The organism is Marmoricola sp. URHB0036 (genome assembly GCF_000426045.1).
Lineage (GTDB): Bacteria > Actinomycetota > Actinomycetes > Propionibacteriales > Nocardioidaceae > Marmoricola.
Window position 1 is genome coordinate 477,046 of record NZ_KE384490.1, and the last position, 23,689, is coordinate 500,734.

The window sequence follows — 23,689 nt, forward strand, 5'->3', positions numbered from 1 at the left end:
CGGCGAAGAAGGCGTCGACGGCCAAGAAGGCACCGGCCAAGAAGACCTCGGCTGCCAAGAAGTCGACGGCGAAGAAGGCGTCGACGGCCAAGAAGACGACGGCCAAGAAGACCTCGGCAGCGAAGAAGACGACGGCCAAGAAAGCACCGGCCAAGAAGGCGTCGACGGCCAAGAAGGCACCCGCGAAGAAGACCGCCAAGAAGTCCTAGCGTCCTCCTCGCACGAGAGCGGCGGTGACCCACACGGGTCCCGCCGCTCTTTCATGTCCCGGCCAGGGCGCGGACGGTGTGCGCACCGAAGCCGAGTGCCTGCGCGGCCGCCAGGTCGTCCTCGGTGTCCACGTCCCGGCGCAACGAGACGAGCTCGGCGCGGACCGGTGCAGCACCCGAGTCCTCGTGGCGACGGGCCGACCCGGCACCGAAGTGCGGGTCGAGATCGACGCCCGGGCCGGCCGCGAGCAGCGTCGTACCGGTGCCGGCCGCGTCGGCGACGAACCAGCGGGGTGTCAGCCCGGCCGACAAGGCATCGGTCAGGTCCTCGGTACGCAGGCTGGGGAGGTCGGCGCACATGGCCGCCACCGCGACGTCGGGATCAGCGAGGCGCACCCGTAGCGCCGCGTGGTGCAGGGCCCGGTTCAGGTCGCCCTGGCCCTCGTCGGGGAGGCGGCGTACGCCGTCGACCTCGAACCCGGGGTCATCGGTGACGACGTGGACCTGGCCGACCACCGGGCTCCGCAGGGCCGCCGTGATCGCGTCGAGGGCGAACGCCCGCATCAGCGGCTCTCGGCCTCCGGCCCCGCTGACCGCGAGCCGGGACTTGGCCAGTGACAGCGCCTTCACCGGCACCAGCAGGGCGAACGTGTGCGACATCGTGTCGATCCTCTCAGGGGTCGAGGAGCCGCTGAGCAGTAGGCTCGCGTGCGGGACGGGCGGAGAACGGGAGGCGTCGGTGGCGAAGGTCCGCAAGCTGCAGCAGAAGCGTGGCTGGGCGTGGTCGACGGTCGTCGTCATCGTGAAGCCGACGCTGCTGGCGGCGACCAGGCACGACTGGATCGACGGCGAGAAGATCCCGGCCACCGGCGGCTGCGTCGTCGCGGTCAACCACATCAGCCACCTCGACCCGATGACGCTGGGCTGGTTCCTCTACGAGCACGGACGGCTGGTGCGCTACCTGGCCAAGGAGGCGCTCTGGCACACGCCGCTGCTCAAGCACATCGTCAAGGACGCGGGCCAGATCCCGGTGGCCCGGATGACCGATGGCGCGGCCAGCGCGTTCGACGCCGCGGTCGAGGCGATCCACGCAGGCGAGTGCATCGGCGTCTACCCCGAGGGCACCATCACCAAGGACCCCGACGGGTGGCCGATGCGCGGCAAGACCGGCGCGGCCCGGATCGCCCTGGCCACGGGGTGCCCGGTGATCCCGATCGGGCAGTGGGGGGCCCAGAACATCTTGCCGGCGTACTCCGTGAGACCGCACGTGATCCCGCGCAGGACGGCGCACTACAAGGTCGGCGACCCCGTCGACCTCGACGACCTGCGTGGCAAGCCGCTCACCGAGGAGGTCCTGCGCGAGGCGACCGACCGGATCATGGCCGCCATCACCCGGCTCGTGGAGGATCTCCGCGGCAGCACGGCTCCCGCCGTACGCTTCGACCCGAAGGGCTCGGGCGTGCACGAGATCGGCAACCCGAACAAGCGGAAGCGGGGGCAGGCATGACCAAGGTGGCGGTGTTCGGTGCCGGCTCGTGGGGTACGGCGTTCAGCCTCGTGCTCGCGGACGCCGGCCAGGACGTGACCATCTGGGGCCGCCGTCCCGAGGTCTGCGAGGCGATCAACGAGCGCCACGAGAACACCGAGTACTTCCCCGGGATCGAGCTGCCGCCCTCGGTACGCGCCACCCCGGACCCCGAGGAGGCGGCCGCGGGCGCCGAGTTCGTCGTACTCTCCGTGCCGTCGCAGAAGCTGCGCGAGAACCTCGGCCAGTGGACCGACGTGATGCCGGCCGACGCGGTCTTCGTCTCGCTGATGAAGGGCGTCGAGCTCGGCACCACCAAGCGGATGAGCGAGGTGATCCGCGAGGTCACCGGCGCCCCCGCCGAGCGCATCTGCGTGGTCAGCGGGCCCAACCTGGCTCGGGAGATCGCGCAGCGCGAGCCGGCTGCGAGCGTCGTCGCGTGCGAGGACGAGAACGTCGCGCGACGGCTGCAGGACCTGTGCCACTCCCAGGCCTTCCGCCCCTACCGCAGCACCGACGTGCTCGGCTGCGAGCTCGGCGGCGCCTACAAGAACGTCGTGGCTCTCTGTGTCGGCATGGCGATCGGGCTCGGTTTCGGCGACAACACGACCGCCTCCCTGATCACGCGCGGGCTCGCGGAGACGGCGCGGCTGGCGATGAAGCTCGGCGCCGACCCGCTGACGCTGATGGGGCTGGCCGGACTCGGTGACCTCGTCGCGACCTGTTCCTCGCCGCTGTCGCGCAACCGCACCTTCGGCGAGAACATCGGCCGCGGCATGTCGACCGAGGAGATCATCGCCTCGACCCGGCAGGTGGCCGAGGGCGCCAAGTCGTGCGCCTCCCTCTACGACCTGGCCAGCAACAGCGGTGTGGACGCCCCGGTTGCGGAGCACGTCGCCGCGGTGGTCGCCGGCGAGATGAGCCCGCAGGACATGATGCACGCGTTCATCGCCCGCGACACCAAGCACGAGCGCGAGTGATCAGACCAGCACCACCCGCTGGGGTGCCAGCACCTCCGGGTCAGCGAGCAGCTCGATCTCGGTGATCAGCCCGTCGACGACGGTGAAGCCGAAGGCGACCTTGGTCTCGCCGTGCAGCTGCCACGCCGCGCCGGAGGCGCCGTCGACGAGTGCCTCCTTGGCCGCCCGTGCCCGGCCCACGAACGTCTCGGCCACGGCCTGAGACCCGCTGACCAGCGCCTCGGACCCCATCTGCACGGCGGCCGCGTCGGCGCGTACGACGGCGCCCGGGTCGAGCAGCGCGAGCAGCTCCTCGAAGTCACCGTTGCGCGAGGCCTGCAGGAAGGCCCTGACCACCTCACGGTCGCCGTAGTCGGCCGGAGCGTTCGGCTGCTGCACGCGTCGCCGTGCCCGACTGGCCAGCTGACGAGTGGCTGCGGGGGAGCGGCCGATGATGGTGGCGATGTCGTCGAAGGGCACGGCGAACAGGTCGTGCAGCACGAAGGCGAGCCGCTCGGCCGGCGAGAGCGACCTGAGCACGACATGCAGGGCCTCCTCGACCGAGTCGGCGAGCTCGGCCTCGAGCTCCGGGTCGCTCTCGCTCGTGCCACCGACCACGCCGTCGTACACAACGGCCTCGGTGAGCTCGTCCTCGCGCTTGTTCGTCCGTGCCCGCAGCATGTCGAGGCAGACGCGACTCACCACGGTGGTCAGCCAGCCACCGAGGTTGTCGATGCCCTCGCTGCGGCGCAGTCGCAGCCAGGTCTCCTGCACGGCGTCGTCGGCCTCGTGCCCCGACCCCAGCATCCGGTAGGCCACTGCACGCAGCCGCTCCCGGTGGGCCTCGAACTCCTCGACCAGCCGCTCGTCGTCGCTCACGGGTCACATCCTCGCGTCTCGTTCCGTCATCTGGGTGACGATCCGGCCGGCGAGGTTGTGACGTCATACGAAGTGGTCGCCATGGCGACCACGTCGTATGACGTTGCGCTCAGTCGGTGACCTGGAACGACTTGGTGAGGGTGGCCTGCGAGGAGTCGCCGGCGTAGAGGTCGATCTGGCCGGGCTCGACCACGAACTTCCCGTCGTTGTCGTAGAAGCCGAAGTCGGAGCGGTCGATGGTGAACCTGACGCGCTGCGACTGGCCCGGCTTCAGGGTGACCCGCTCGAAGCCGCGGAGGCGGCGTACGGGCTGGGAGAGGCTCGCGACGGGGTCGTGCAGGTAGAGCTGTACGACGTCGTCGCCGGTCCTCTTCCCGGTGTTGGTCACCTTCACCGACGCGTGCACCCGACCGTCACGGTCGACCTTGGTGTGGTCGAGGCTCAGGTTGGTGACCGAGAACGTCGTGTAGCTGAGGCCGAACCCGAACGGGTACAGCGGGTCGCACGAGCGCAGGTCGCGGTAGCGCGAGTTGTACTTCTGCGTGACGTCGCACGGCCGTCCGGTGGGCTCGTGGTTGTAGTAGATCGGCACCTGGCCGAGCCGCTGCGGGAACGAGACCGGCAGCTTGCCGCCCGGGTCGGTCTTGCCGAACACGACGTCTGCGACCGCGTTGCCGGCCTCGATGCCGGGGAACCACGCCTCGAGGATGGCCGGCGAGGAAGCGGCGACGTTCGACAGCGTGAGCGGCCGACCGTTGAACAGGACCACCACGAACGGCTTGCCGGTCTTGGCGATCGCGTCGATCAGCTCCTGCTGCTGGCCCGGCAGGTCGATGTTCGAGCGGGAGGTCGCCTCACCGCTCATCTCGCGGGACTCACCGAGCGCGAGCACGACCTGGTCGGCCGCCTTGGCCTTGGCGATGGCGTCGGCGAAGCCGTCGGTGGGCGAGCACTCGCTCTCAGGCGTGTTCTGCGGCGGCTCGAGGTTGTCGATCTTGCAGCCCTGGCTGTACGTCGCGCTCGGCGACTGGGCCTTGATGCCCTGGAAGACGCTCACGGCGTCGGTGTCCTCGCCCTTGCCCTTGCCCCACCACGGACCGAGCATGTCGTGCTGGTCGTCGCCGAGCGGGCCGATCACCGCGGTCTTCTTCGTGGGGTCGAGCGGCAATGTCGGGTTGGCGCCGCTCTTGTCGTTCTTCAGCAGCACCATCGAGCGCGACGCGGCGGTGCGGGCGGCCTTGCGGTCGGCGGCCGTCACGAACGACTTCGGGTCGGTGGCCTTGGCCTGGTCGACGTAGGGGTGGTCGAACAGGCCGGCGCGGAACTTGACCCGCAGTATCCGGCGTACGGCGTCGTCGAGCCGGCTCATGGTGATCTTCTTCTGCGCCAGCAGCTGCACGCCGTTGTCGCGGATGTGGGTGCTGACCATCTCGGAGTCGGTGCCGGCCATCAGTGAGTTGGCACCGGCCTCGGCGCCGTCGGCCGCGGTCCCGTGGCCGCACGGGGCGGGGGTCCCGTCGGGGTTCGTCTGGGGGCAGGCCCGTGTCTCGGAGACGGCCGTGTAGTCGCTCTCGATGAAGCCGTCGAAGCCCCACTCCTTCTTGAGGATGTTGGTCTCGGTGTCCTTGTTGGCGCAGCCGGGGACACCGTTGAGGGCGTTGAAGGAGCACATCACCGTGTCGGACCCGGCATCCACCGCGGCCTTGAACGGCGGCAGGTAGAGGTTGCGCAGCGTCGACTCGGACATGTCGGTGGTGTTGTAGTCGCGACCGCCCTCCGCGGCGCCGTACCCGACGAAGTGCTTGACCGAGGTGACCGTCTTGTTCTTCGCGGCGTAGTCGATGCCCTGGGCGCCGTGCACCCGGGCGGCTGCCATGGCCGAGCCGAGGTACGGGTCCTCACCGTTGCCCTCGACGATGCGGCCCCAGCGCGGCTCGTGGGAGACGTCGACCATCGGGCTGTAGATCTGCTTGATGCCGACCGTCGCCGACTCCCGAGCGCCGATCGAGGCGTCGGTGCGCGCCACGTCGGGGTCGAACGAGCTGGCCGCGCCGAGCGGCACCGGGAAGATCGTGCGGTAGCCGTGGATGGTGTCGTAGGCGAACAGGATCGGGATGTGCAGCCGCGACTTCTCCACCGCGAGGTGCTGGAAGTGGTTGATCTTGGCGGGGTCGGTCAACGAGAAGACCCCACCGACGCCCGCCTTGGCGTCGGCGTCGGTGATCTGGCCGTCGGAGAGCAGCTGGACCTGCTGGAGCTTCTCCTTGGTCGTCATCTTGTCGACCAGGGCGTTGATCTTCTTCTCGATCGCGGAGTCGGGGGTGACGCGCGTGGCGGTCAGCGTCGCCTTGGCGGCACTGTCGGTGTCGGCGAGGTGGGTGCCGACCACGCTGCTGGCGACGACCGCCGTGGCCAGCGTGGCGCCGGCGATGGTGGTGATGCGGGTGACTCGCTTCATCGGGGTTCCTCCCGGGGTACGTCCCGAGCCGCGCCGCATCGTGCAAGCACGACAACCCTGCTGGTGACTGACGCCACACGGGGGCTGCCTCGATCTTGTCCCAGGCTTCGCCGTCAGCGGTGGAGCACACGCCGAGGCGTGCCCGATGGGGCGAACGGTCAGGCGGTGCCGGCGTCGAGAGCCTGGACGAGGTCCTCCCAGAGGTCCTCGACGTCCTCGATGCCGACCGAGAGCCGGATCAGTCCGTCGGGGATGGTGGCGGGCTCGCTCTTCCACCTCCGGCGACGCTCGAGCGTGGACTCGACGCCGCCGAGCGAGGTGGCGTAGACCCAGAGCCGGGTGGAGTGCTGGACGAGGTCGGCGATCCCGCCGTCGGGCAGCACGATCGAGATCATGCCGCCGAAGCCGGGGTAGCGGACCTCGGTGACGTCGGGGCGTTCCCGCAACCGTCGTACGAGCTCGGCGGCGTTGGACTGACAACGCTCCATCCGCAGCGGGAGCGTGCGCAGGCCACGCAGCGCGAGCCACGCCTCGAATGCTCCGGGGATGGCGCCGACGAGGTCGCGTCGTCCCTTGAGCACGCCGTACAGCTGCTCGTCGCGGGTGACGATCGCACCCATCAGCAGGTCGGCGTGGCCGCCGATGAACTTGGTCGCCGAGTGCACGACCAGGTCGACGTCCCACTCGAGCGGCTGCTGGAGGACCGGGGTGGCGAAGGTGTTGTCGACGACGACGTACGCCCCGGCGTCGTGCGCCGCCTTGGTGATCGTGGGAATGTCGGCCAGCTCCATGGCGGGGTTGGTCGGCGACTCGATCCACACCAGCGACGCGTCCTCGCAGGCGGCGACCACCGCATCGGTGTCCTCGATGTCGACGAGGTGGGAGGTGATGCGCCCTCGGGCCTCGAGGTCGGCCAGCTGGCCGAGCGAACCGTTGTAGGCGTGCCGGGGAGCGACCACCTTCTCGCCGTTGGCGACGAGGTCGAGGATGGTCGAGACGGCGGCCAGCCCGCTGGCGAAGCTGAGGCACCGGCCACCCTCGAGCTCGCCGAGTGCCTCCTCGAACGCCCGCCAGGTGGGGTTGTCGTAGCGGCCGTACTCCAGGTCACCGCCGGCGACGTACGTCGCGGCCATCGTGATGGGCGTGTTCAGCGGCTGGTCGGGCTCGTGCGGCGGACGGCCGGAGTGGACGGCGCGGGTGGCGGGACGCATGGCGCCAGCGTAGATAGTCGTGCGCGTGCACCCCGGCGCGGCCCAGAGGCGCCGGTAGGGTCGCTCGCGTGAGCAGCCCCTCGGACCCTGGCCGCAAGCCCCGTGTCGCCGTCGTGTTCGGTGGCCGCTCCAGCGAGCACTCGATCTCCTGCATCTCCGCCGGCAGCGTGATCGCAGCGCTCGACCCGGAGAAGTACGACGTGGTGCCGGTCGGGATCGCCCCCGACGGCCGCTGGGTGCTGGAGCCGGTCGACGAGGGCCAGCTCGCGCTCGGCCCGGCGGGCGAGCTGCCCTCGGTGACGGGGAAGACCGAGGTCGCGCTCACACCCGGCCAGGGGCTGGTGGTCACCGACCCCGGGGACGTGCCCAACGTCCTCGGCGAGGTTGACGTCGTCTTCCCGGTCATGCACGGGCCGTGGGGCCAGGACGGCACCCTGCAGGGGCTGCTGGAGATGGCCGACGTGCGGTACGTCGGGGCGGGAGTGCTCTCGAGCGCCGTCGGCACCGACAAGCACTTCATGAAGCAGCTGTTCATGGCCGCCGGACTGCCGGTGCTGCCCTACGTGCTGGTCCGCCCCCGCCAGTGGGAACGCGACCCAGCGGCCATCCGCGAGGCGGTGGAGGCCCTCGACTACCCGGTGTTCGTGAAGCCGGCGCGAGCCGGATCGAGCTTCGGGATCAGCCGCGTCGACGACGCCTCCCAGCTCGACGAGGCCATCGAGGAGGCGCGGCGCTACGACCCGAAGGTGCTCGTCGAGTCGGCGGCCACCAACGCCCGCGAGGTCGAGATCGGGGTCCTGCAGGGACTCGACGGCGGTGTCCCGGAGGTGAGTGCGATCGCCGAGATCACCGTTGCTCCCGAGCACTCGTTCTACGACTTCGAGGCGAAGTACCTCGAGCAGAGCTACCGCATCCCTGCCTCGCTCAACGAGGACATCGTCGAGCAGGTGCACGACCTCGCCGTACGCGCCTTCGAGGCACTCGACGTCGAGGGCCTCGCACGCGTCGACTTCTTCGTGCTGCCGGACAACCGGGTGCTGGTCAACGAGGTCGAGACCATGCCCGGCTTCACTGCGACCTCGATGTTCCCGCTGCTGTGGCAGGAGTCCGGGCTCAGCTATCCCGCCCTGATCGAGCGCCTCGTGCAGCTCGCCCTGGACCGCGAGACCGGGTTGCGCTGAGCGGCTCGCTCACGAGCAGGGACTGACCACCTTGGTGTGCTTCTTGATGGCCCCGGCGAGGTCGACCATGGCGGCGTCCGGGGGGCGGTAGTCGGAGGGTACGACGACCTCGATGTTCGGCTTGCGGTCGATGGTGGTCATCACGACGTCCTTGCCCTGGTCGGAGATCTGGTCCTCCGGGACGAACCAGCCGACCCCGTTGACCCGCTGGCACGGAGACGTCGGGCGGTAGCCCTTCGGCGTACCGACTCCGCACGTCAGCACGATGGCCGGGTCACCCCACGCGGCGCCGAGGTCACCACCTTTGGTCCCGCGACGCGGGAGCTCGGAGACCCGGTGGGGCAGGTCGTCGACCAGCGCCTGGCAGGCCCGGCGATCGGCCGCCGAGACCTCGTGGTCGTGCAGGCGCACGGCGCCGCAGCCGGCCAGGGTGGAGACGAGCAGGGTCGTCAGCACGACGACGCCCGCCACCCCGAGGGGTGACGGGCGTCGGGAGGAGCGGGTGCTCAGATGTGGACGACGGGGCACGTCAACGTACGCGTGATGCCCTCGAGCGTCTGCACCTTGGCCACCACCAGCTTGCCGAGCTCGTCGACGTTGCGAGCCTCCGCGCGGACGATGACGTCGTAGGGGCCGGTGACGTCCTCGGCGAGGATGACGCCCTTGATGTCAGTGATCCGCTGCGCGACCTCCGCGGCCTTGCCGACATCGGTCTGGATCAGGATGTAGGCCTGGACGACCATGTGGACTCCCTCGGTGATCGGAAAAGTCTGGAACGCTCGCAACCTACCCGACGACCAGCCGGGGCGAAACACGATGGGCCTCGATGCCGGGCCGAGTCGATCTGGTCAGATGGTGCCATGACTCCCCAGGAGCCGTTCGCGGCCGACGCCACACTCGCCGACGCGGGGGAGTTCGGCCTGATCTCGGTACTGACGGGGCGCTTCACCCAGGACTCCCACGTGTACGTCGGACCCGGTGACGACGCTGCCGTGCTCCGCACCCCGAAGGGTCATGTCGTGGTCTCCACCGACCTGCTCGTCGAGGGCCGCCACTTCCGCCGCGAGTGGGCACAGGCACGCGACATCGGTCGCAAGGCGGCCGCTGCCAACCTCTCCGACGTCAACGCCATGGGTGGTACGGCGCACTCGCTGACCGTCGGACTGGCCGCACCTGCCGACCTGCCCGTGCGCTGGGCCCTCGACCTCGCCGACGGGATCGCCGAGGAGGCGGCCCTGGTCGGTGCCACGATCGTCGGGGGAGACCTGACCACGGCCGACGAGGTGGTCATCGCCATCACGGTGATGGGCACCTGCGAGGTCTCGCCGGTGCTCCGGTCGGGCGCCCAGCCGGGCGACGTACTCGCCCTCGCCGGTCGCCAGGGCTGGGCCGCCGCCGGCCTCGCCGTGCTCGGCCGGGGCTTCCGCTCGCCTCGCGTCCTGGTCGAGGCCTACCAGCGCCCGCAGCCGCCGTACACCGCGGGCCTGGCCGCTGCCCGCGCCGGCGCCACCGCGATGATCGACGTCTCCGACGGGCTGGTGGCCGACGCCGGCCACGTCGCCGCCGGATCGGGGGTGGCCGTCGACATCGAGCGCGCCGCCTTCGAGCTGGCCGAGCCGATGCGGGCCGTCGGCTCCGCCCTCGGGGTCGACCCGATGCAGTTCGTCCTCGGCGGCGGCGACGACCACGCCATCCTCGCCACCTTCCCGGCCGGCACCGACCTCCCGGAGGGGTTCACCCGGATCGGCACGGTGGCCGCGGGGGAGGGCGTCACGGTCGACGGGGCGGCGTACGACGGGCCGGCTGGGTGGGCGCACTTCTGAGCGGGCTGCCGGTCACAACACGTGTCGTGAACCAGGGCACAGAAACACGAACCGCCCCCGTCCAGGAGGACGAGGGCGGTCGCGGCAGCTTCAGTGCGTCAGCGGCTGACCTTGCCGGCCTTGAGGCAGCCGGTGCAGACGTTGAGACGCTTGGGGGAGCCGTTGACGGTGGCCCGCACGCGCTGGATGTTGGGGTTGAAGCGACGCTTCGTGATCTTGCGCGACCACGGTCGGTTGTTGCCGAAGCCAGGCTTCTTGGCGCAGATGTCGCAGACGGCAGCCACCGTGCACTCCTCGGGTTGGATCTCGAACAAGACAGGTTCAGTCAGGGGGCCCGAGAGTGAGCTTCGGGCAACCGCACGAGAATAACTCAGAGCCCCACCGAGACGCGAATCGAGGAGCGACCGTCTACCGTGATCCCTTCCACAGGGCAGGGGGTACGACGGCGATGGCGCAGGCAGATGTTGCCACCTTCGATCTCGACGTCGTACGCCGGTTCGCGGACCTCGCTGTCGACGGGCTCTCCGCGAGCCGCGAGGAGATCGACGCCCTCAACGTCTACCCGGTCCCGGACGGCGACACCGGGACCAACATGTTCCTCACCGTCGAGTCGGCTCGCGACGCCATGGCGGCTGCTCTCGAGGAGCACCCGGACGACCTGCGTCTGGCCATGCGCGCCTACGCCCGCGGTGCGCTGCTCGGCGCTCGCGGCAACTCCGGCGTCATCTTCAGCCAGCTGATCGGGGCCCTGCTCCGGCGGATCGGGCGGGCCGGCCCCGACGACCGCTCGGCATCGGTGTTCGCCGAGGGGATGGCACTCGCCACCGAGGCTGCCTACGCCGCGGTCGGCAAACCGGTCGAGGGCACCATCCTCTCCGTCGCCCGGGCCGCGTCGGAGGCGGCTGCGACGGCGGCGGAGGTCCGCGAGGACCGGCTCGGTGACGTCGTGCGGGCCGCCGCCAGCGCCGCCCGGGAGGCCCTGGCCCGGACTCCCGAACAGCTGCCCGTCCTGGCCCAGGCAGGTGTGGTCGACGCGGGCGGTCGGGGCCTGTGCGTGGTGCTGGACGCCGCCGAGTCCGCGATCACCGGCAAGCGCGCCACCACCGCCACTCCCCACGTGGGTTCGCCGGCCATCCCGGTCGCGAGGATCCAGACCGGCGACCTGACCGAGGGCGGGCCGGCGTACGAGGTGATGTACCTGCTCGAGGCCGACGACGACGCCATCGCGCCGCTGCGTGAGGAGCTGGCCTCGCTGGGCGACTCCCTGGTCGTGGTGGGCGGCGAGGGACTCTGGAACGTCCACGTGCACGTCGCCGACGTCGGCGCCGCGGTCGAGGCCGGGATCCGGGCCGGCTCACCCCGCCGGATCGAGGTCACCCACTTCGCCGAGCAGATCGATCGCGCCCGCGACAAGCGGGCCGAGCGCCGCGGCCGCCGACTGGTCATCGTCGCCGCCGGACCCGGCCTGAACGCCCTGTTCCGCGAGTCCGGCGCCCTCGTCATCGACGGTGGCCCCGGCCGACGGCCGAGCACGCGTGAGGTGCTCGAGGCCATCGAGCAGACGGCGGCCGAGGAGGTCATCGTGCTGCCCAACGACCCCGACTCGCTGGGAGTGGCCGAGGCGGCGGCCCACGAGGCCGAGGCCAAGGGCATCCACGTCGTGGTGATCCCGACCCGGGCCCAGGTCCAGGGCATCGCCGCGCTGGCCGTGCACGAGCCCGGTCGGCCCCTGGACAGCGACGTCGTGCACATGACCGCCGCCGCCCGCGGCGCCCGGCACGGCGCGGTCACCGTCGCGGCCAAGGACGCCATGACGACCGCCGGCCCCTGCTCGGTGGGCGACGCGCTCGGGGTCATCAACGGTGACTTCGCGATCGTGGCCAAGGACCTCTACGAGGTCGCGTGCGGCGTGCTCGAACGGCTGATCGGCGGCGGCGGGGAGCTGGTCACGCTGGTCGCGGGTGCCGAGGCCGGCGACCTGGCGCAGGCGTGCGAGGCGTGGGTGCAACGAGCCCACCCCGGCGTCGACGTGGTGGTCTACGAGGGCGGCCAGGACCGCTACCCGCTGCTGGTGGCGGTGGAGTAGCCGTGGCGGGGGTGCAGGTGCGCTGGGAGTCGCCGGTGGCGGCCATCGGCGGCAAGGAAGCGGGCAAGATCAAGAAGGCCACCGGCATCGAGACGGTGGGCGACCTGCTCGGCGTGTTCCCGCGCCGCTACGTCCGCAAGGGCAGCCTCAGCGAGCTCGACGACCTCAACGAGGGCGACCTGCTGACGATGGTCGGAGAGGTCGTGAGCAGCGTCCAGAAGCCCTACCAGGACCGTCGTACGCACCGCACGGCCTACCGCCTCGAGGTCCGCGTCCGTGCCGAGGACGGCAGCCTGACCATGACCTACTTCGACCGGCAGAAGCACACCGCCGACTGGCGGGCCAAGCAGATGCCGCAGGGAGCCGTCGGTCTGTTCGTCGGCCGGCTGAAGTGGTTCAACGGCGCCTGGCAGCTGACCAACCCCGAGTCGCGCATGTACGGCGACCAGGCCGATGACGCGTTCGCCAGGATGCCCGACCTGATCCCGATCTACCCGGCCGTGGCCGGCATCAACCCGTGGAACCTCGAGAACGCCATCGCGATGGCGCTCGACCTCGTCGAGGACGTCCCCGACGTGCTGCCCCCCTCGGTGCGCGAGGCCGAGGACCTCGTCACGATCGGCCACGCGCTGCGCGGGATCCACCGCCCCGACAACTGGGGTCAGAAGGTCAAGGCGGCCGACCGGCTGAAGTACGACGAGGCCTTCGTCACCCAGACCCTGCTCGCCCGCCGCCGAGCCGCCATCGAGGCCACCGTCGCCAACCCGCGACCGGGTCGGAGCGGTGGGCTGCTCGACCGCTTCGACGAGCGTCTCCCGTTCGCACTCACCGACGGGCAGCGCGAGATCGGCGACGAGATCGCGACCGAGCTCGGACAGGGCCACCCGATGCACCGGCTCCTGCAGGGCGAGGTCGGCTCCGGCAAGACGGTGGTCGCGCTGCGGGCGATGCTCCAGGTGATCGACTCAGGCGGCCAGGCGGCTCTGCTGGCGCCGACCGAGGTGCTGGCCCAGCAGCACCACCGCTCGATCGTCGCCATGCTCGGCGACCTGGCCGAGGGAGGCTTCCTCGGAGGAGCGGAGGGGGCGACCCGGGTGGCGCTGCTGACGGGCTCGCTGAACGCCGCCTCGCGCCGCACTGCTCTCGCGGAGGCCGCCGGCGGCGAGGCCGGCATCGTCATCGGCACCCACGCCCTCCTCGAGGAGCGTGTCCAGTTCGCCGAGCTCGGCCTGGTGGTGGTCGACGAGCAGCACCGGTTCGGGGTCGAGCAGCGGGCCGCCCTGAGCGGCAAGGCCGGGGCGCCGCCGCACGTGCTGGTGATGACCGCGACGCCGATCCCGCGCACGGTCGCGATGACGGTGTTCGGAGACCTCGACACCTCCACGCTGACCGAGCTGCCGGCCGGGCGGGGTGACGTGCAGACGACCGTCGTACCGGCCGCTCGCCAGGACTGGCTGGACCGGGCCTGGCAGCGGATCCGTGAGGAGGTCGGGCAGGGCCGCCAGGCGTACGTCGTCTGCTCGCGCATCGACCTCGACGAAGGGGACGACACCGGTCGCGCACCCCTCCGCTCGGTCGAGGAGACGGCTGTCGAGCTGACCGAGGGGCAGCTTTCCGGGCTGCGCGTGGAGATGCTGCACGGACGGATGGCGCCCGAGGACAAGGACCGGGTGATGCAGTCCTTCGCCGCCGGTGAGGTCGACGTGCTCGTCTCCACCACCGTCATCGAGGTCGGGGTCGACGTCCCCAACGCGACCGTGATGGTGATCCTCGACGCTGACCGCTTCGGCGTCTCCCAGCTGCACCAGCTGCGCGGCCGCATCGGCCGGGGTGGTCACAGCGGCCTCTGCCTGCTCGTCACGGCCGTCGACCCCGGGAGCACCTCGATGGAGCGGCTGACGGCGGTGGCCTCGACCCGCGACGGCTTCGAGCTCTCCCGGATCGACCTCGAGCAGCGTCGCGAGGGCAACGTGCTCGGCATCGAGCAGAGCGGCGGGCGGTCGAGTCTCAAGCTGCTCTCGGTGCTGCGCGACGAGGACGTCATCGAGCGTGCCCGCGCCGCCGCCACCCAGCACCTCGCCACCGACCCCGACCTCTCGGCGAGCCCGGCCCTGGCCGAGGCGACCCGCCGCCTCGAGGACTCCGAGCAGGCCGAGTACCTGGAGATGACATGACGCGGATCATCGGGGGGACCGCGGGCGGCCGACGCCTCAAGACGCCCACGGGCGATGCCACCCGGCCGACCGCCGACCGGGTCCGCGAGGCACTCTTCTCCGCGCTGGAGGCCCAGCTCGGCTCGCTGACGGGGCTCCGCTTCCTCGACCTGTACGCCGGTTCGGGTGCCATCGGCCTCGAGGCGATGTCGCGCGGCGCCGGTGTGGTCACCTCGGTGGAGTCCGACCGTCGTACGGCCCGGATGGTGCAGGACAACGCCGGCACCCTGGGCTTCCGGAAGGTCGAGGTGCTCGCCCTCCCGGTCGCGCGGGTGCTCGGCCAGCACGCACGGGCGCCGTACGACGTGGTGTTCGCCGACCCGCCGTACCCCCTGGAGAACGCCGAGCTCGAGCAGGTGCTGGCGCTGCTCCTCGACTACGGCTGGGTCGCGCCCGGATCGGTGCTGGTCGTGGAGCGCTCGGCGCGTAGCGTGGAACCCGCCTGGCCCGCGGGCCTGGTGCGCGAGCGGAGCAAGGAGTACGGCGAGACGGTGCTCTGGTACGTTCGCGCCGACTCGCCGGCCGAGGACTCATGACCCAGGGGGTGCGCCCGATGACGAGCAGCGACACAGTGCGCAGGGCCGTCTGTCCGGGCTCCTTCGACCCCGTCACCAACGGCCACATCGACATCATCTCCAGGGCCTCGCTGCTCTTCGACGAGGTCGTCGTGGCGGTCGGCATCAACAAGGCCAAGTCGCGCGCCCGGCTGTTCTCCGCCGAGGAACGCATCGCGATGCTGGAGAAGGTCTGCGCCGAGTTCCCCAACGTGACCGTCGCCGGCTTCGAGGGCCTGCTGACCACCTTCTGCCAGGAGCGCGACATCCGCGCGATCGTCAAGGGACTCCGGGCGGTCAGCGACTTCGACTACGAGCTCCAGATGGCCCAGATGAACTCCTCGCTGGTCGACGTCGAGACCGTGTTCATCCCGACCAGCCCCGAGTGGTCGTTCCTGGCCTCCTCGCTGGTCAAGGAGGTCGCGATGCTCGGGGGCGACGTCTCGGGGCTGCTCCCGCCCGACGTCCTCACCCAGCTCACCGAGCGCCTCGCCGAGCGCGCCCGCTCCGACCAGGCCGACTGACGGGTTCCTGCCGAGTTGGTTGCGCAGCACATCGGCCGGTAGACTCCCGCAGGTTCTGCTTGCACCACCACGGAAGTGACCTCTTGCGTAATCTCGACCCGAGAGCGCCGCTCGTGCTCGACACCCGCGAGCTCGGCCGCCGCCCGGGGTCCCAACGCCAGGTGTCGTTCTCCGCGGAGGCGCCGGCAGAGCTCGGCATCGAGATCCTGAGGGTCCCCGAGGGCTCGCCGGTCGACATCGACCTGCGGCTCGAGGCGGTCATGGAGGGAGTGCTCGTCACCGGGACGGCGCAAGCCGATCTGGAGGGTGAGTGCTCGCGGTGCCTGGAGACGATCGAGGACACCCTCCACGTCGACCTCCAGGAGCTGTTCGTCTACGACGACCCCGGTCATGAGCGGCGTGGGGACGACCAGGACGACGATGTCAGCCGGCTGGAGGACGATCTGATCGACCTCGAGCCACTGCTGCGGGACGCGGTCGTGCTTGCACTGCCGTTCCAGCCGCTGTGCCGGGAGGACTGTCCGGGACTGTGCGCCGAGTGTGGTGCGCGGCTCGCGGACGACCCGGAGCATCGGCACGACGCACCGGTCGACCCCAGGTGGGCCGCCCTCGGTGACGTGGTCGCAGTACACGAAGCACCCGCACCATCCGAAGACTGACCTGAAGCAACCGAGCACCACCGAATCCCAAGGAGCAACCGTGGCTGTCCCGAAGCGGAAGATGTCGCGCAGCAACACGCGACACCGTCGTTCTGCGTGGAAGGCCGTCGCGCCCTCGCTCGTGAACTGCGCCAACCCGGCCTGCGGCGCCAAGCACCTGCCGCACCGCGCGTGCCCCGAGTGCGGCCAGTACGGCGCCCGGGCCGACCGTCGTCAGGTCCTCTGACCGCGAGCGCCGGGTTGCCACCCGCGTCGGGGTCGAACCCGACCGACGAGCTGCGTGAGGCGCTCGGGAATCCTGTCCTGGACCCCGAGCTGCTGCTGCTTGCCCTGACCCACCGCTCCTACGCCTACGAGAACGGCAACCTGCCGACCAACGAGCGCCTGGAGTTCCTGGGCGACTCCGTGCTCGGCGTGGTGATCACCGAGACGCTCTACCTGACCCACCCCGGGCTCTCCGAAGGCCGCCTGGCCAAGCTGCGGGCCGCCGTCGTGAACGCCCGTGCCCTGGCCGACGTCGCCCGCACGATCGGTCTCGGCGTGCACATCCGCCTCGGCAAGGGCGAGGAGGCGACCGGAGGCCGGGAGAAGTCCTCGATCCTCTCCGACACGGTGGAGGCGCTGATCGGCGCCGTCTACCTCAGCGGCGGCTTCGAGGACGCGGCCCGGGTCGTCCACCTGCTCTTCGACCCCATGCTCGAGGCGGCGGCCGCGATGGGCGCCGGCCTGGACTGGAAGACGAGCCTGCAGGAGCTCAGCGCGCTGCACGACCTCGGCGTCCCCGAGTACGTCATCGAGGACGAGGGTCCCGACCACATGAAGACCTTCACCGCGCGGGTCCGGGTCGCCGACCGGCTGCACGGCCGCGGCGTCGGCCGCTCGAAGAAGGAGGCCGAGCAGCAGGCGGCGGAGACCGCCTACCGCACCCTCAGCGACGAGCTGCCGCACCACGAGGGGTCCGGCCAGCTCTCCAGCAACGGAGTCGAGGCCCGGGTGGTACGTCCGCCGGCCGGCGATGCCTGAGCTGCCCGAGGTCGAGGTCGTCCGGGTCGGCCTCGAGGCCCACGTCCTGGGCCGACCGATCGAGTCCGTCGAGGTCCTCCATCCCCGTCCGGTACGCCGTCACCTGGCCGGCGCCACGGACTTCGCAGCCCGGCTCACCGGACGCACGTTCACGGCCGCCCACCGGCGCGGCAAGTACCTGTGGGTCGCCCTCGACAACGGCGACGCCCTTCTCGGTCACCTCGGCATGAGCGGCCAGATGCTGGTGCAGCCTCCCGGCGTACCCGACGAGCGCAACCTGCGGGTCCGCTTCCTGCTCGGTGGCGAGCCGCCGCTCGAGCTGCGGTTCGTCGACCAGCGGATGTTCGGAGGACTGTCGGTCTCCGAGGGCGGGGCCGAGCTGCCACCGGAGATCGCGCACATCGCGCGGGACCCGCTCGACGCCGGGTTCGACGACGAGGCCTTCGTACGCCGCGTGCGGCGCAGCCAGTCCGGGATCAAGCGCATCCTGCTCAACCAGGCCGTCATCTCGGGCGTCGGCAACATCTACGCCGACGAGGGGCTCTGGCTGGCCCGGATCCACGGCGAGCGGCTCGGCTCGCGGCTGCGTCGGACCGACGTGCAGCGTGTGCTCGCGGGCTGCCGCGAGGTGATGCTGTCCGCGCTCGGCCAGGGCGGCACCTCCTTCGACGCGCTCTACGTCAACGTCAACGGGCAGAGCGGCTACTTCGACCGTTCCCTGGAGGTCTACGGCCGCGAGGGGGAGCCCTGCAGCCGCTGCGGTACGCCGATCCGGCGGATCACGTTCATGAACCGTTCGTCCTACTTCTGCCCGGTCTGTCAGCCTGCTCCCCGGCTGCGCCGTACCCGGTAGCGGCCGGCCCACGGGCGGGGTCGGAGGCGGGGTCGCAGGCGGGGTCGGAGGCGGGGTCGGAGGCGGGGTGGCAGCCCGGCCCCAGCAGGACTTGATGAAGCCGTGACCTGCGTGAGACTCTTGTAGGCGGTCCAGACGGGCCCGTTCCCTCCTCGCTCCCTGGAAGGCAACATCTATGGCCAAGGCGCTGCTCGGCTACTCCACAGGGTCCGACCCTCGAGTGATTTACCGCCTCTCGGCGGAGAACCGCATCCTCCGCCAGCGCGTCGCCGACCTGGAAGACATGACCCTTCGTCTCCAGACCGAGAACGACGCTCTTGCCGCACTTGCCACCGAGTCCGTCGACGAGGCCGTTGCCCGCGACGACTCCCTGGCCCGCACCTGATACCGGCCCGCTGACCGCGGGCATCCCTTCGCCGGGCTCGACGAGACCCGGCTGACGCAGGGTCCCGGCAATCGGTTTGCCGGTGTCCGACCGCTCTGCGAACATCGACCCCTGTGGTCGTCGGTGTGGTCGAGAGGGTGCTCCCCGCCCGTCTCGGCACCCCGTTCCGGTGGCTGCTCGGGTCGAGCTGGGTGAGCAACATCGCCGACGGCCTGCAGGTGGCCGCCGGTCCGTTGCTGGTCGCCTCGGAGACCCACGACCCGTTCCTGGTCGCGCTCGCGGCGGTGCTCCAGTACCTCCCCTTCCTGCTGTTCGGCCTGTTCGCCGGTGTCGTCGCCGACCGGGTCGACCGACGTCGGATGATCGTGGTCGCCGACCTGTGCCGGGTGGTGGTCGTGGCCGTGTTGGTCGGGACGGTCGTCTCGGGCCACGTCAACATCGCGGTCGTCCTGACGGCGATGTTCCTGCTCGGCGTGGGGGAGACCTTCGCCGACACCACCACCTCGACCCTGCTGCCGATGATCGTCGCCAAGCGCGACCTCGGCGTCGCCAACGCGCGGCTGATCACCGGCATCGTCACCTTCAACCAGCTCGCCGGGCCTCCGGTCGGTGCCCTGTTGTTCGGGCTCGGTCGTGCCTACCCGTTCGCGGCCCAGTGCACCTGCCTGGCGCTCAGCGTGCTGCTGATGCTCAGGGTGCGTCTGCCGGCTCACGGCCGCGATCACACCGCCGAGCCCTCGACCATCCGCTCCGACATCGTCGAGGGCATCCGCTGGGTGTGGCGACATGCCGCCATCCGCACCCTCGTGCTGACGATCGTCACCTTCAACGTCACCTTCGGGGCGGCGTGGTCGGTGCTGGTGCTCTACTCGCTCGAACGGCTCGGCATGGGCGAGGTGGGCTTCGGCCTGCTCACCTCGGCGCTGGCCTGCGGTGGCCTCGTCGGCACGCTGTCCTTCGGCTGGCTGGAGCGACACATCAGCCTGGGCAACATCATGCGGGGCGGCCTGGTCATCGAGACCCTCACGCACCTGGTCCTGGCCGTGAACACCCTCCCGTCCGTCGCGCTCGTCGTGTTCTTCGTCTTCGGGGCACACGCCTTCGTGTGGGGCACGATCTCGACCACGGTCCGCCAGCGCGCCGTACCGACAGCGATGCAAGGGCGGGTCACCAGCGTCAACCTCATCGGCGTCACCGGCGGGATGGTGATCGGATCGGCCCTCGGGGGCGTCATCGCCAGCCACTGGGGCATCACCGCGCCGTTCTGGTTCGCCTTCGTGGGGTCCGCGATCTTCCTGGCGCTGATCTGGCGCCAGCTCGTCCACGTCGCCCACGCCGACGAGGAGCAGGTCGAGCAGGACCCCGCCACCGCCCCGGAGTGACCCCGGATCGCCCTCGGCATGCCTCCCCGAAATGCCCGCGATGGCTGGGTAGGGTCGGGGCGCTGACCCTTCCCCGTCGCAGCAACCAGGTCCGCCCGAGACCGCCCAGTGCAGCCTCGGGGAGGGCTGAGAGGATGCCGCGTCCAGCAACAGAGCACCGCAGACGCCGGCGACGCAGGGAGAGCAGACGTTGTACCTCAAGAGCCTCACGCTCAAGGGCTTCAAGTCCTTCGCCTCCTCCACGACGCTGCAGCTCGAGCCGGGGATCACCTGCATCGTGGGCCCCAACGGGTCGGGCAAGTCCAACGTCGTGGACGCGCTCGCGTGGGTGATGGGTGAGCAGGGCGCCAAGTCGCTGCGCGGCGGCAAGATGGAGGACGTCATCTTCGCCGGTACGTCGGGTCGCCCCCCGCTGGGTCGCGCCGAGGTCCAGCTGACCATCGACAACACCGACGGTGCCCTGCCGATCGAGTACGCCGAGGTCACGATCAGCCGGACCATGTTCCGCAACGGGGGCTCGGAGTACGCCATCAACGGCAACCACTGCCGACTCCTCGACGTGCAGGAGCTGCTCAGCGACTCCGGCATCGGACGCGAGATGCACGTCATCGTCGGCCAGGGCCAGCTCGACTCGATCCTGCACGCCACCCCCGAGGACCGTCGAGGATTCATCGAGGAGGCGGCCGGCGTACTCAAGCACCGCAAGCGCAAGGAGAAGGCGCTGCGCAAGCTGGAGTCGACCGACGGCAACCTGACCCGGCTCGCCGACCTGCTCAGCGAGATCCGCCGCCAGCTCAAGCCGCTGGGGCGCCAGGCCGAGGTTGCCCGCAAGGCGCAGACCGTGCAGGCCGACGTACGTGACGCGCGGGCCCGGCTGATGGCCGACGACCTCGCCACCGCCAGCACGGCGCTGCAGCAGGAGCTCCAGGACGAGTCGATCCTGCTCGAGCGGCGCACGGAGGTGGAGCAGGCGCTGGCTGCCACCCGCGAGACCGAGGCGGCGCTCGAGGCCGCGTTGCGCGAGGATCTGCCCGCGCTGGCGCAGGCGCAGGAGACCTGGTTCGGGTTGTCGGGGCTGCGCGAGCGGCTGCGCGGGACGGCCGGCCTGGCCGCCGAGCGCGTGCGCAACGCCGCCTCGCAGCCTGAGGTGCCGGAGGGCCGCAACCCCGACGAGCTCGAGGCCGAGGCCGCCCGGGTGCGCGAGCAGGAGGACGAGATCCTCGCCGAGGTCGAGTCCAACCGGGCTGCTCTCGACGGCGCCGTGGGTGACCGCCAGGCCGCCGAGCAGGCCTTCGCCGAGGAGGAGCGCCGGGTGGCCGGGCTCCTGCGGGCCGCTGCCGACCGGCGCGAGGGGATGGCTCGCCTGCACGGCCAGGTCAACGGGCTGCGCAGCCGTGCCGCCGCGGCCGAGGAGGAGGTCGGTCGCCTGACCGACGCGCGGGCCGAAGCAGTCGCCCGCGCCGATCGTGCGCAGCACGACTTCACCTCGCTGGAGTCCCGCGTGGCCGGGCTCGACGCCGGCGAGGAGGGCCTCGACTCCGAGCACGAGGCGGCCAGCTCGCTGCTCTCCGACATCGAGGACCGGCTCGCCAAGACCCGCGAGGAGCTCACCGCCGCCGAGCGGGAGCGCAGCTCGCTCAGTGCCCGCAAGGAGGCGCTCGAGCTCGGCCTCAACCGCAAGGACGGCGCAGGTGCGCTGCTGGCCGCGACCGACTCGGTCAGCGGGCTGCTGGGCTCGGTCGCCGCGCTGCTCAGCGTGCGCACCGGCTACGAGTCGGCCGTCGCCGCGGCCCTCGGGAGTGCGGCCGACGCGGTCGCGGTCCGCGACGTGGACGCGGCCATCGGCGCGATCGGGCACCTCAAGGACGACGACCTCGGTCGCGCGGGGATCCTGCTCGGCGGCGCACACCTGGACGACACCTCCTGGCCGGGCCTGCCCGCCGGGGCGGCGTACGCCATGGACGTGGTGGAGTGCCCCGCCGAGCTCCGGCCGGCCCTGGTCAGGCTGCTGTTCAAGGTCGCCGTGGTCGACGACCTGTCCGCGGCGCGGGCGTTGGTCGCCGACGCTCCCGACGTGACGGCCGTGACCCGCGACGGCGACCTCCTGGGCGCTCACTTCGCGGCCGGTGGCTCCTCGAGCCAGCCCAGCCTGATCGAGGTGCAGGCCGCGGTCGACGAGGCGGCCGAACAACTCGCCACGGCCGCGCACACCCTGGAGCGGCTCACCTTCGACGCCTCCACGCTGGAGCGCGAGCGCGAGGAGGCCCGCCGCCGGGTCGACGTCGCCCTGGCCAAGCTGCACGAGTCCGACGCGACGCTGGCCGCCGTGGCCGAGGAGCTCGGTCAGTACGGCTCCCAGGCCCGCAACGCGCGGGCGGAGGCCGACCGTCTCGACCAGGCGATCCTGGCCGCGACCGAGGCGCGCGACCGTGACCTCCAGGGCCTGGCCGAGCTGGAGTCTCGCCTGGCCAGCGCCGAGGACGCACCCGACGAGGAGCCCGACACCGCGACCCGCGAGCGGCTGGGCGAGGAGTCCCGCGCCGCCCGGGCGACGGAGATGGAGGCGCGGCTGTCACTGCGCACCACCGAGGAGCGGGCGCGGGCACTCCACGGTCGCGCCGACTCGCTGCTCAAGGCGGCCCAGGCTGAGCGCGACGCACGTGCAGCGGCGATCGCCCGCCGCGAACAGCTCCAGCGCGAGGGTCGGGTCGGTGAGGCCGTGGGTCGCGGGGTCGCCGTCGTACTCGCCCGCCTCGAGGAGTCGATCGCGTCGGCCTCCGCCGAGCGCACCCGGGTCGAGCAGAGCCGCACCGGTCGCGAGCAGGAGCTGCGCGAGGCCCGGGAGCGGATGCGCGACCTCGGTCGTGACCTCGACGAGCTGGTCAACACCGTGCACCGCGACGAGATGGCCCGCACCCAGCAGAAGATGCGGATCGAGCAGCTCGAGGAGCGGGCGCTCGAGGAGCTGGGTCTCGACGCCGAGGCCCTGGTGGCGGAGTACGGCCCCGACCAGCTGGTCCCCTTCACCGGCGAGGTCGCCGAGGGCGAGGAGGTCCCGGCCCCGGTGGCCTTCGACCGCGAGGAGCAGACCAAGCGGCTGCGCACCGCCGAGCGTGCTCTGGCCCAGCTGGGCCGGATCAACCCGCTCGCGCTCGAGGAGTTCTCGGCCCTGGAGGAGCGCCACAAGTTCCTCACCGAGCAGCTCGAGGACCTCAAGAGCACCCGTCGCGACCTGCTCGACATCGTGCGCGAGGTCGACGAGCGCGTCGAGCAGGTCTTCACCGAGGCGTACGCCGACGTCAGCGAGGCCTTCGACTCGACCTTCACCCGACTCTTCCCGGGCGGGGAGGGGCGACTGGTCCTGACCGACCCCGACGACATGCTGAACACCGGCATCGAGGTCGAGGCGCGGCCTGCGGGCAAGAAGGTGAAGCGGCTCTCGCTGCTCTCCGGTGGCGAGCGCTCGCTCGTCGCAGTCGCGTTCCTGGTCTCGCTGTTCAAGGCCAGGCCCTCGCCGTTCTACATCCTCGACGAGGTCGAGGCCGCCCTCGACGACACCAACCTCGGCCGGCTGCTGGAGATCTACGAGGAGCTGCGCGAGAACTCCCAGCTGCTCGTCATCACCCACCAGAAGCGGACCATGGAGGTCGGCGACGCCCTCTACGGCGTCACCATGCGTGGCGACGGTGTCTCGGCCGTGATCAGCCAGCGGCTGCGCGAGGCCGAGCCGGCCTGAGTGCCCGGTGCGTCATACGAATCGTGGCC

General features: G+C 71.1%; 23 protein-coding genes. 16 read left to right on the plus strand and 7 right to left on the minus strand.

The genetic code is table 11. The features are described 5' to 3' along the window. The coding region (locus tag H976_RS30835; protein ID WP_036227667.1) for a hypothetical protein at nucleotides 1–209 on the plus strand (209 nt) is incomplete at its 5' end. 51 nt (nucleotides 210–260) lie between these two features. Here H976_RS30835 and cofC read toward each other — a convergent pair. Then, entirely contained in the window at nucleotides 261–869 is a 609-nt protein-coding gene (cofC, locus tag H976_RS0122470) for a 2-phospho-L-lactate guanylyltransferase (RefSeq protein WP_036227801.1), read from the minus strand. Between the two features lie 79 nt (nucleotides 870–948). Between cofC and H976_RS0122475 the strand changes: the two genes are divergently transcribed. Together H976_RS0122475 and H976_RS0122480 are read left to right on the plus strand one after the other, a co-directional pair. After that, nucleotides 949–1,716, plus strand: coding sequence for a 1-acyl-sn-glycerol-3-phosphate acyltransferase (locus H976_RS0122475; RefSeq protein WP_027863348.1), 768 nt, complete (start codon nucleotides 949–951; stop codon nucleotides 1,714–1,716). Then, complete coding sequence (locus tag H976_RS0122480) at nucleotides 1,713–2,714, plus strand: NAD(P)H-dependent glycerol-3-phosphate dehydrogenase (RefSeq protein WP_027863349.1); 1,002 nt, start codon at nucleotides 1,713–1,715, stop codon at nucleotides 2,712–2,714. The genes H976_RS0122475 and H976_RS0122480 overlap by 4 nt, the downstream gene beginning before the upstream one ends. Here H976_RS0122480 and H976_RS0122485 read toward each other — a convergent pair whose 3' ends face one another. From H976_RS0122485 to H976_RS0122495, 3 genes are all read right to left on the minus strand, one after another. Then, nucleotides 2,715–3,572 carry a sigma-70 family RNA polymerase sigma factor gene (locus tag H976_RS0122485; RefSeq protein WP_027863350.1) on the minus strand — a complete coding sequence of 286 codons (858 nt, stop codon included), beginning with the start codon at nucleotides 3,570–3,572 and terminating at the stop codon, nucleotides 2,715–2,717. It lies immediately after the preceding gene. Nucleotides 3,573–3,681: 109 nt separating this feature from the next. Next, entirely contained in the window at nucleotides 3,682–6,030 is a 2,349-nt protein-coding gene (bglX, locus tag H976_RS0122490; RefSeq protein ID WP_081683124.1) for a beta-glucosidase BglX, read from the minus strand. A 158-nt stretch (nucleotides 6,031–6,188) separates the two neighbouring features. After that, nucleotides 6,189–7,241 (minus strand): PLP-dependent aspartate aminotransferase family protein, encoded by a 1,053-nt coding sequence (locus H976_RS0122495; protein WP_036227674.1) that lies wholly within the window; start codon nucleotides 7,239–7,241, stop codon nucleotides 6,189–6,191. 68 nt (nucleotides 7,242–7,309) lie between these two features. Between H976_RS0122495 and H976_RS0122500 the strand changes: the two genes are divergently transcribed. After that, nucleotides 7,310–8,422, plus strand: coding sequence for a D-alanine--D-alanine ligase family protein (locus H976_RS0122500; RefSeq protein WP_027863353.1), 1,113 nt, complete (start codon nucleotides 7,310–7,312; stop codon nucleotides 8,420–8,422). Between the two features lie 9 nt (nucleotides 8,423–8,431). On the opposite strand, the gene H976_RS0122505 is transcribed toward H976_RS0122500, so the two are convergent. After that, nucleotides 8,432–8,950: a DUF3515 domain-containing protein gene (locus H976_RS0122505; protein ID WP_081683125.1), complete on the minus strand. Its 519-nt coding sequence runs from the start codon at nucleotides 8,948–8,950 to the stop codon at nucleotides 8,432–8,434. After that, nucleotides 8,929–9,165 carry an Lrp/AsnC family transcriptional regulator gene (locus H976_RS0122510; protein WP_027863355.1) on the minus strand — a complete coding sequence of 79 codons (237 nt, stop codon included), beginning with the start codon at nucleotides 9,163–9,165 and terminating at the stop codon, nucleotides 8,929–8,931. Before H976_RS0122510 ends, H976_RS0122505 begins: the two co-directional genes overlap by 22 nt. Nucleotides 9,166–9,282: 117 nt before the next feature. Between H976_RS0122510 and H976_RS0122515 the strand changes: the two genes are divergently transcribed. Beyond that, a complete protein-coding gene (locus tag H976_RS0122515) occupies nucleotides 9,283–10,245 on the plus strand; it encodes a thiamine-phosphate kinase (protein WP_027863356.1) in 963 nt (320 codons plus the stop codon). A gap of 98 nt (nucleotides 10,246–10,343) precedes the next feature. Here the strand turns inward: H976_RS0122515 and rpmB are convergent, their stop codons facing one another. Beyond that, nucleotides 10,344–10,529 carry a 50S ribosomal protein L28 gene (gene rpmB / locus H976_RS0122520; RefSeq protein WP_027863357.1) on the minus strand — a complete coding sequence of 62 codons (186 nt, stop codon included), beginning with the start codon at nucleotides 10,527–10,529 and terminating at the stop codon, nucleotides 10,344–10,346. 164 nt (nucleotides 10,530–10,693) lie between these two features. On the opposite strand from rpmB, the gene H976_RS0122525 reads away from it, so the two are divergent. From H976_RS0122525 to smc, 11 genes are all read left to right on the plus strand, one after another. Next, entirely contained in the window at nucleotides 10,694–12,331 is a 1,638-nt protein-coding gene (locus tag H976_RS0122525) for a DAK2 domain-containing protein (RefSeq protein WP_027863358.1), read from the plus strand. Between the two features lie 2 nt (nucleotides 12,332–12,333). Then, entirely contained in the window at nucleotides 12,334–14,505 is a 2,172-nt protein-coding gene (locus H976_RS0122530) for an ATP-dependent DNA helicase RecG (protein ID WP_196804188.1), read from the plus strand. After that, nucleotides 14,502–15,080: a 16S rRNA (guanine(966)-N(2))-methyltransferase RsmD gene (gene rsmD / locus H976_RS0122535; RefSeq protein WP_027863360.1), complete on the plus strand. Its 579-nt coding sequence runs from the start codon at nucleotides 14,502–14,504 to the stop codon at nucleotides 15,078–15,080. Before H976_RS0122530 ends, rsmD begins: the two co-directional genes overlap by 4 nt. A gap of 17 nt (nucleotides 15,081–15,097) precedes the next feature. Then, complete coding sequence (coaD, locus tag H976_RS0122540) at nucleotides 15,098–15,622, plus strand: pantetheine-phosphate adenylyltransferase (protein ID WP_231389023.1); 525 nt, start codon at nucleotides 15,098–15,100, stop codon at nucleotides 15,620–15,622. Between the two features lie 113 nt (nucleotides 15,623–15,735). Further along, nucleotides 15,736–16,281 carry a DUF177 domain-containing protein gene (locus H976_RS0122545; protein WP_036227676.1) on the plus strand — a complete coding sequence of 182 codons (546 nt, stop codon included), beginning with the start codon at nucleotides 15,736–15,738 and terminating at the stop codon, nucleotides 16,279–16,281. Nucleotides 16,282–16,321: 40 nt separating this feature from the next. Beyond that, nucleotides 16,322–16,507: a 50S ribosomal protein L32 gene (gene rpmF, locus H976_RS0122550; protein ID WP_027863363.1), complete on the plus strand. Its 186-nt coding sequence runs from the start codon at nucleotides 16,322–16,324 to the stop codon at nucleotides 16,505–16,507. A gap of 14 nt (nucleotides 16,508–16,521) precedes the next feature. After that, on the plus strand, nucleotides 16,522–17,304 hold the full coding sequence (gene rnc, locus H976_RS28120; RefSeq protein WP_231389024.1) for a ribonuclease III: 783 nt from the start codon (nucleotides 16,522–16,524) through the stop codon (nucleotides 17,302–17,304). Beyond that, nucleotides 17,297–18,157, plus strand: coding sequence for a bifunctional DNA-formamidopyrimidine glycosylase/DNA-(apurinic or apyrimidinic site) lyase (gene mutM, locus H976_RS0122560; RefSeq protein WP_027863364.1), 861 nt, complete (start codon nucleotides 17,297–17,299; stop codon nucleotides 18,155–18,157). Before rnc ends, mutM begins: the two co-directional genes overlap by 8 nt. Before the next feature lie 175 nt (nucleotides 18,158–18,332). Beyond that, complete coding sequence (locus H976_RS0122565; RefSeq protein ID WP_027863365.1) at nucleotides 18,333–18,542, plus strand: hypothetical protein; 210 nt, start codon at nucleotides 18,333–18,335, stop codon at nucleotides 18,540–18,542. A gap of 125 nt (nucleotides 18,543–18,667) precedes the next feature. Continuing rightward, complete coding sequence (locus H976_RS28125) at nucleotides 18,668–19,924, plus strand: MFS transporter (RefSeq protein WP_196804189.1); 1,257 nt, start codon at nucleotides 18,668–18,670, stop codon at nucleotides 19,922–19,924. 190 nt (nucleotides 19,925–20,114) lie between these two features. Next, nucleotides 20,115–23,660 (plus strand): chromosome segregation protein SMC, encoded by a 3,546-nt coding sequence (gene smc, locus H976_RS0122575; RefSeq protein WP_027863366.1) that lies wholly within the window; start codon nucleotides 20,115–20,117, stop codon nucleotides 23,658–23,660. Nucleotides 23,661–23,689: the final 29 nt, after the last annotated feature.

Excerpts from the sequence above, each read along its gene's own strand:
- H976_RS0122515 (WP_027863356.1), top strand. The coding sequence starts at position 9,283 with ATGACTCCCCAGGAGCCGTTCGCGGCCGACGCCACACTCGCCGACGCG.
- cofC (WP_036227801.1), bottom strand. The coding sequence starts at position 869 with ATGTCGCACACGTTCGCCCTGCTGGTGCCGGTGAAGGCGCTGTCACTG.
- H976_RS0122510 (WP_027863355.1), bottom strand. The coding sequence starts at position 9,165 with ATGGTCGTCCAGGCCTACATCCTGATCCAGACCGATGTCGGCAAGGCC.
- coaD (WP_231389023.1), top strand. The coding sequence starts at position 15,098 with ATGACGAGCAGCGACACAGTGCGCAGGGCCGTCTGTCCGGGCTCCTTC.
- mutM (WP_027863364.1), top strand. The coding sequence starts at position 17,297 with ATGCCTGAGCTGCCCGAGGTCGAGGTCGTCCGGGTCGGCCTCGAGGCC.
- H976_RS0122525 (WP_027863358.1), top strand. The coding sequence starts at position 10,694 with ATGGCGCAGGCAGATGTTGCCACCTTCGATCTCGACGTCGTACGCCGG.
- bglX (WP_081683124.1), bottom strand. The coding sequence starts at position 6,030 with ATGAAGCGAGTCACCCGCATCACCACCATCGCCGGCGCCACGCTGGCC.
- H976_RS0122480 (WP_027863349.1), top strand. The coding sequence starts at position 1,713 with ATGACCAAGGTGGCGGTGTTCGGTGCCGGCTCGTGGGGTACGGCGTTC.
- H976_RS0122565 (WP_027863365.1), top strand. The coding sequence starts at position 18,333 with ATGGCCAAGGCGCTGCTCGGCTACTCCACAGGGTCCGACCCTCGAGTG.
- rsmD (WP_027863360.1), top strand. The coding sequence starts at position 14,502 with ATGACGCGGATCATCGGGGGGACCGCGGGCGGCCGACGCCTCAAGACG.
- H976_RS0122495 (WP_036227674.1), bottom strand. The coding sequence starts at position 7,241 with ATGCGTCCCGCCACCCGCGCCGTCCACTCCGGCCGTCCGCCGCACGAG.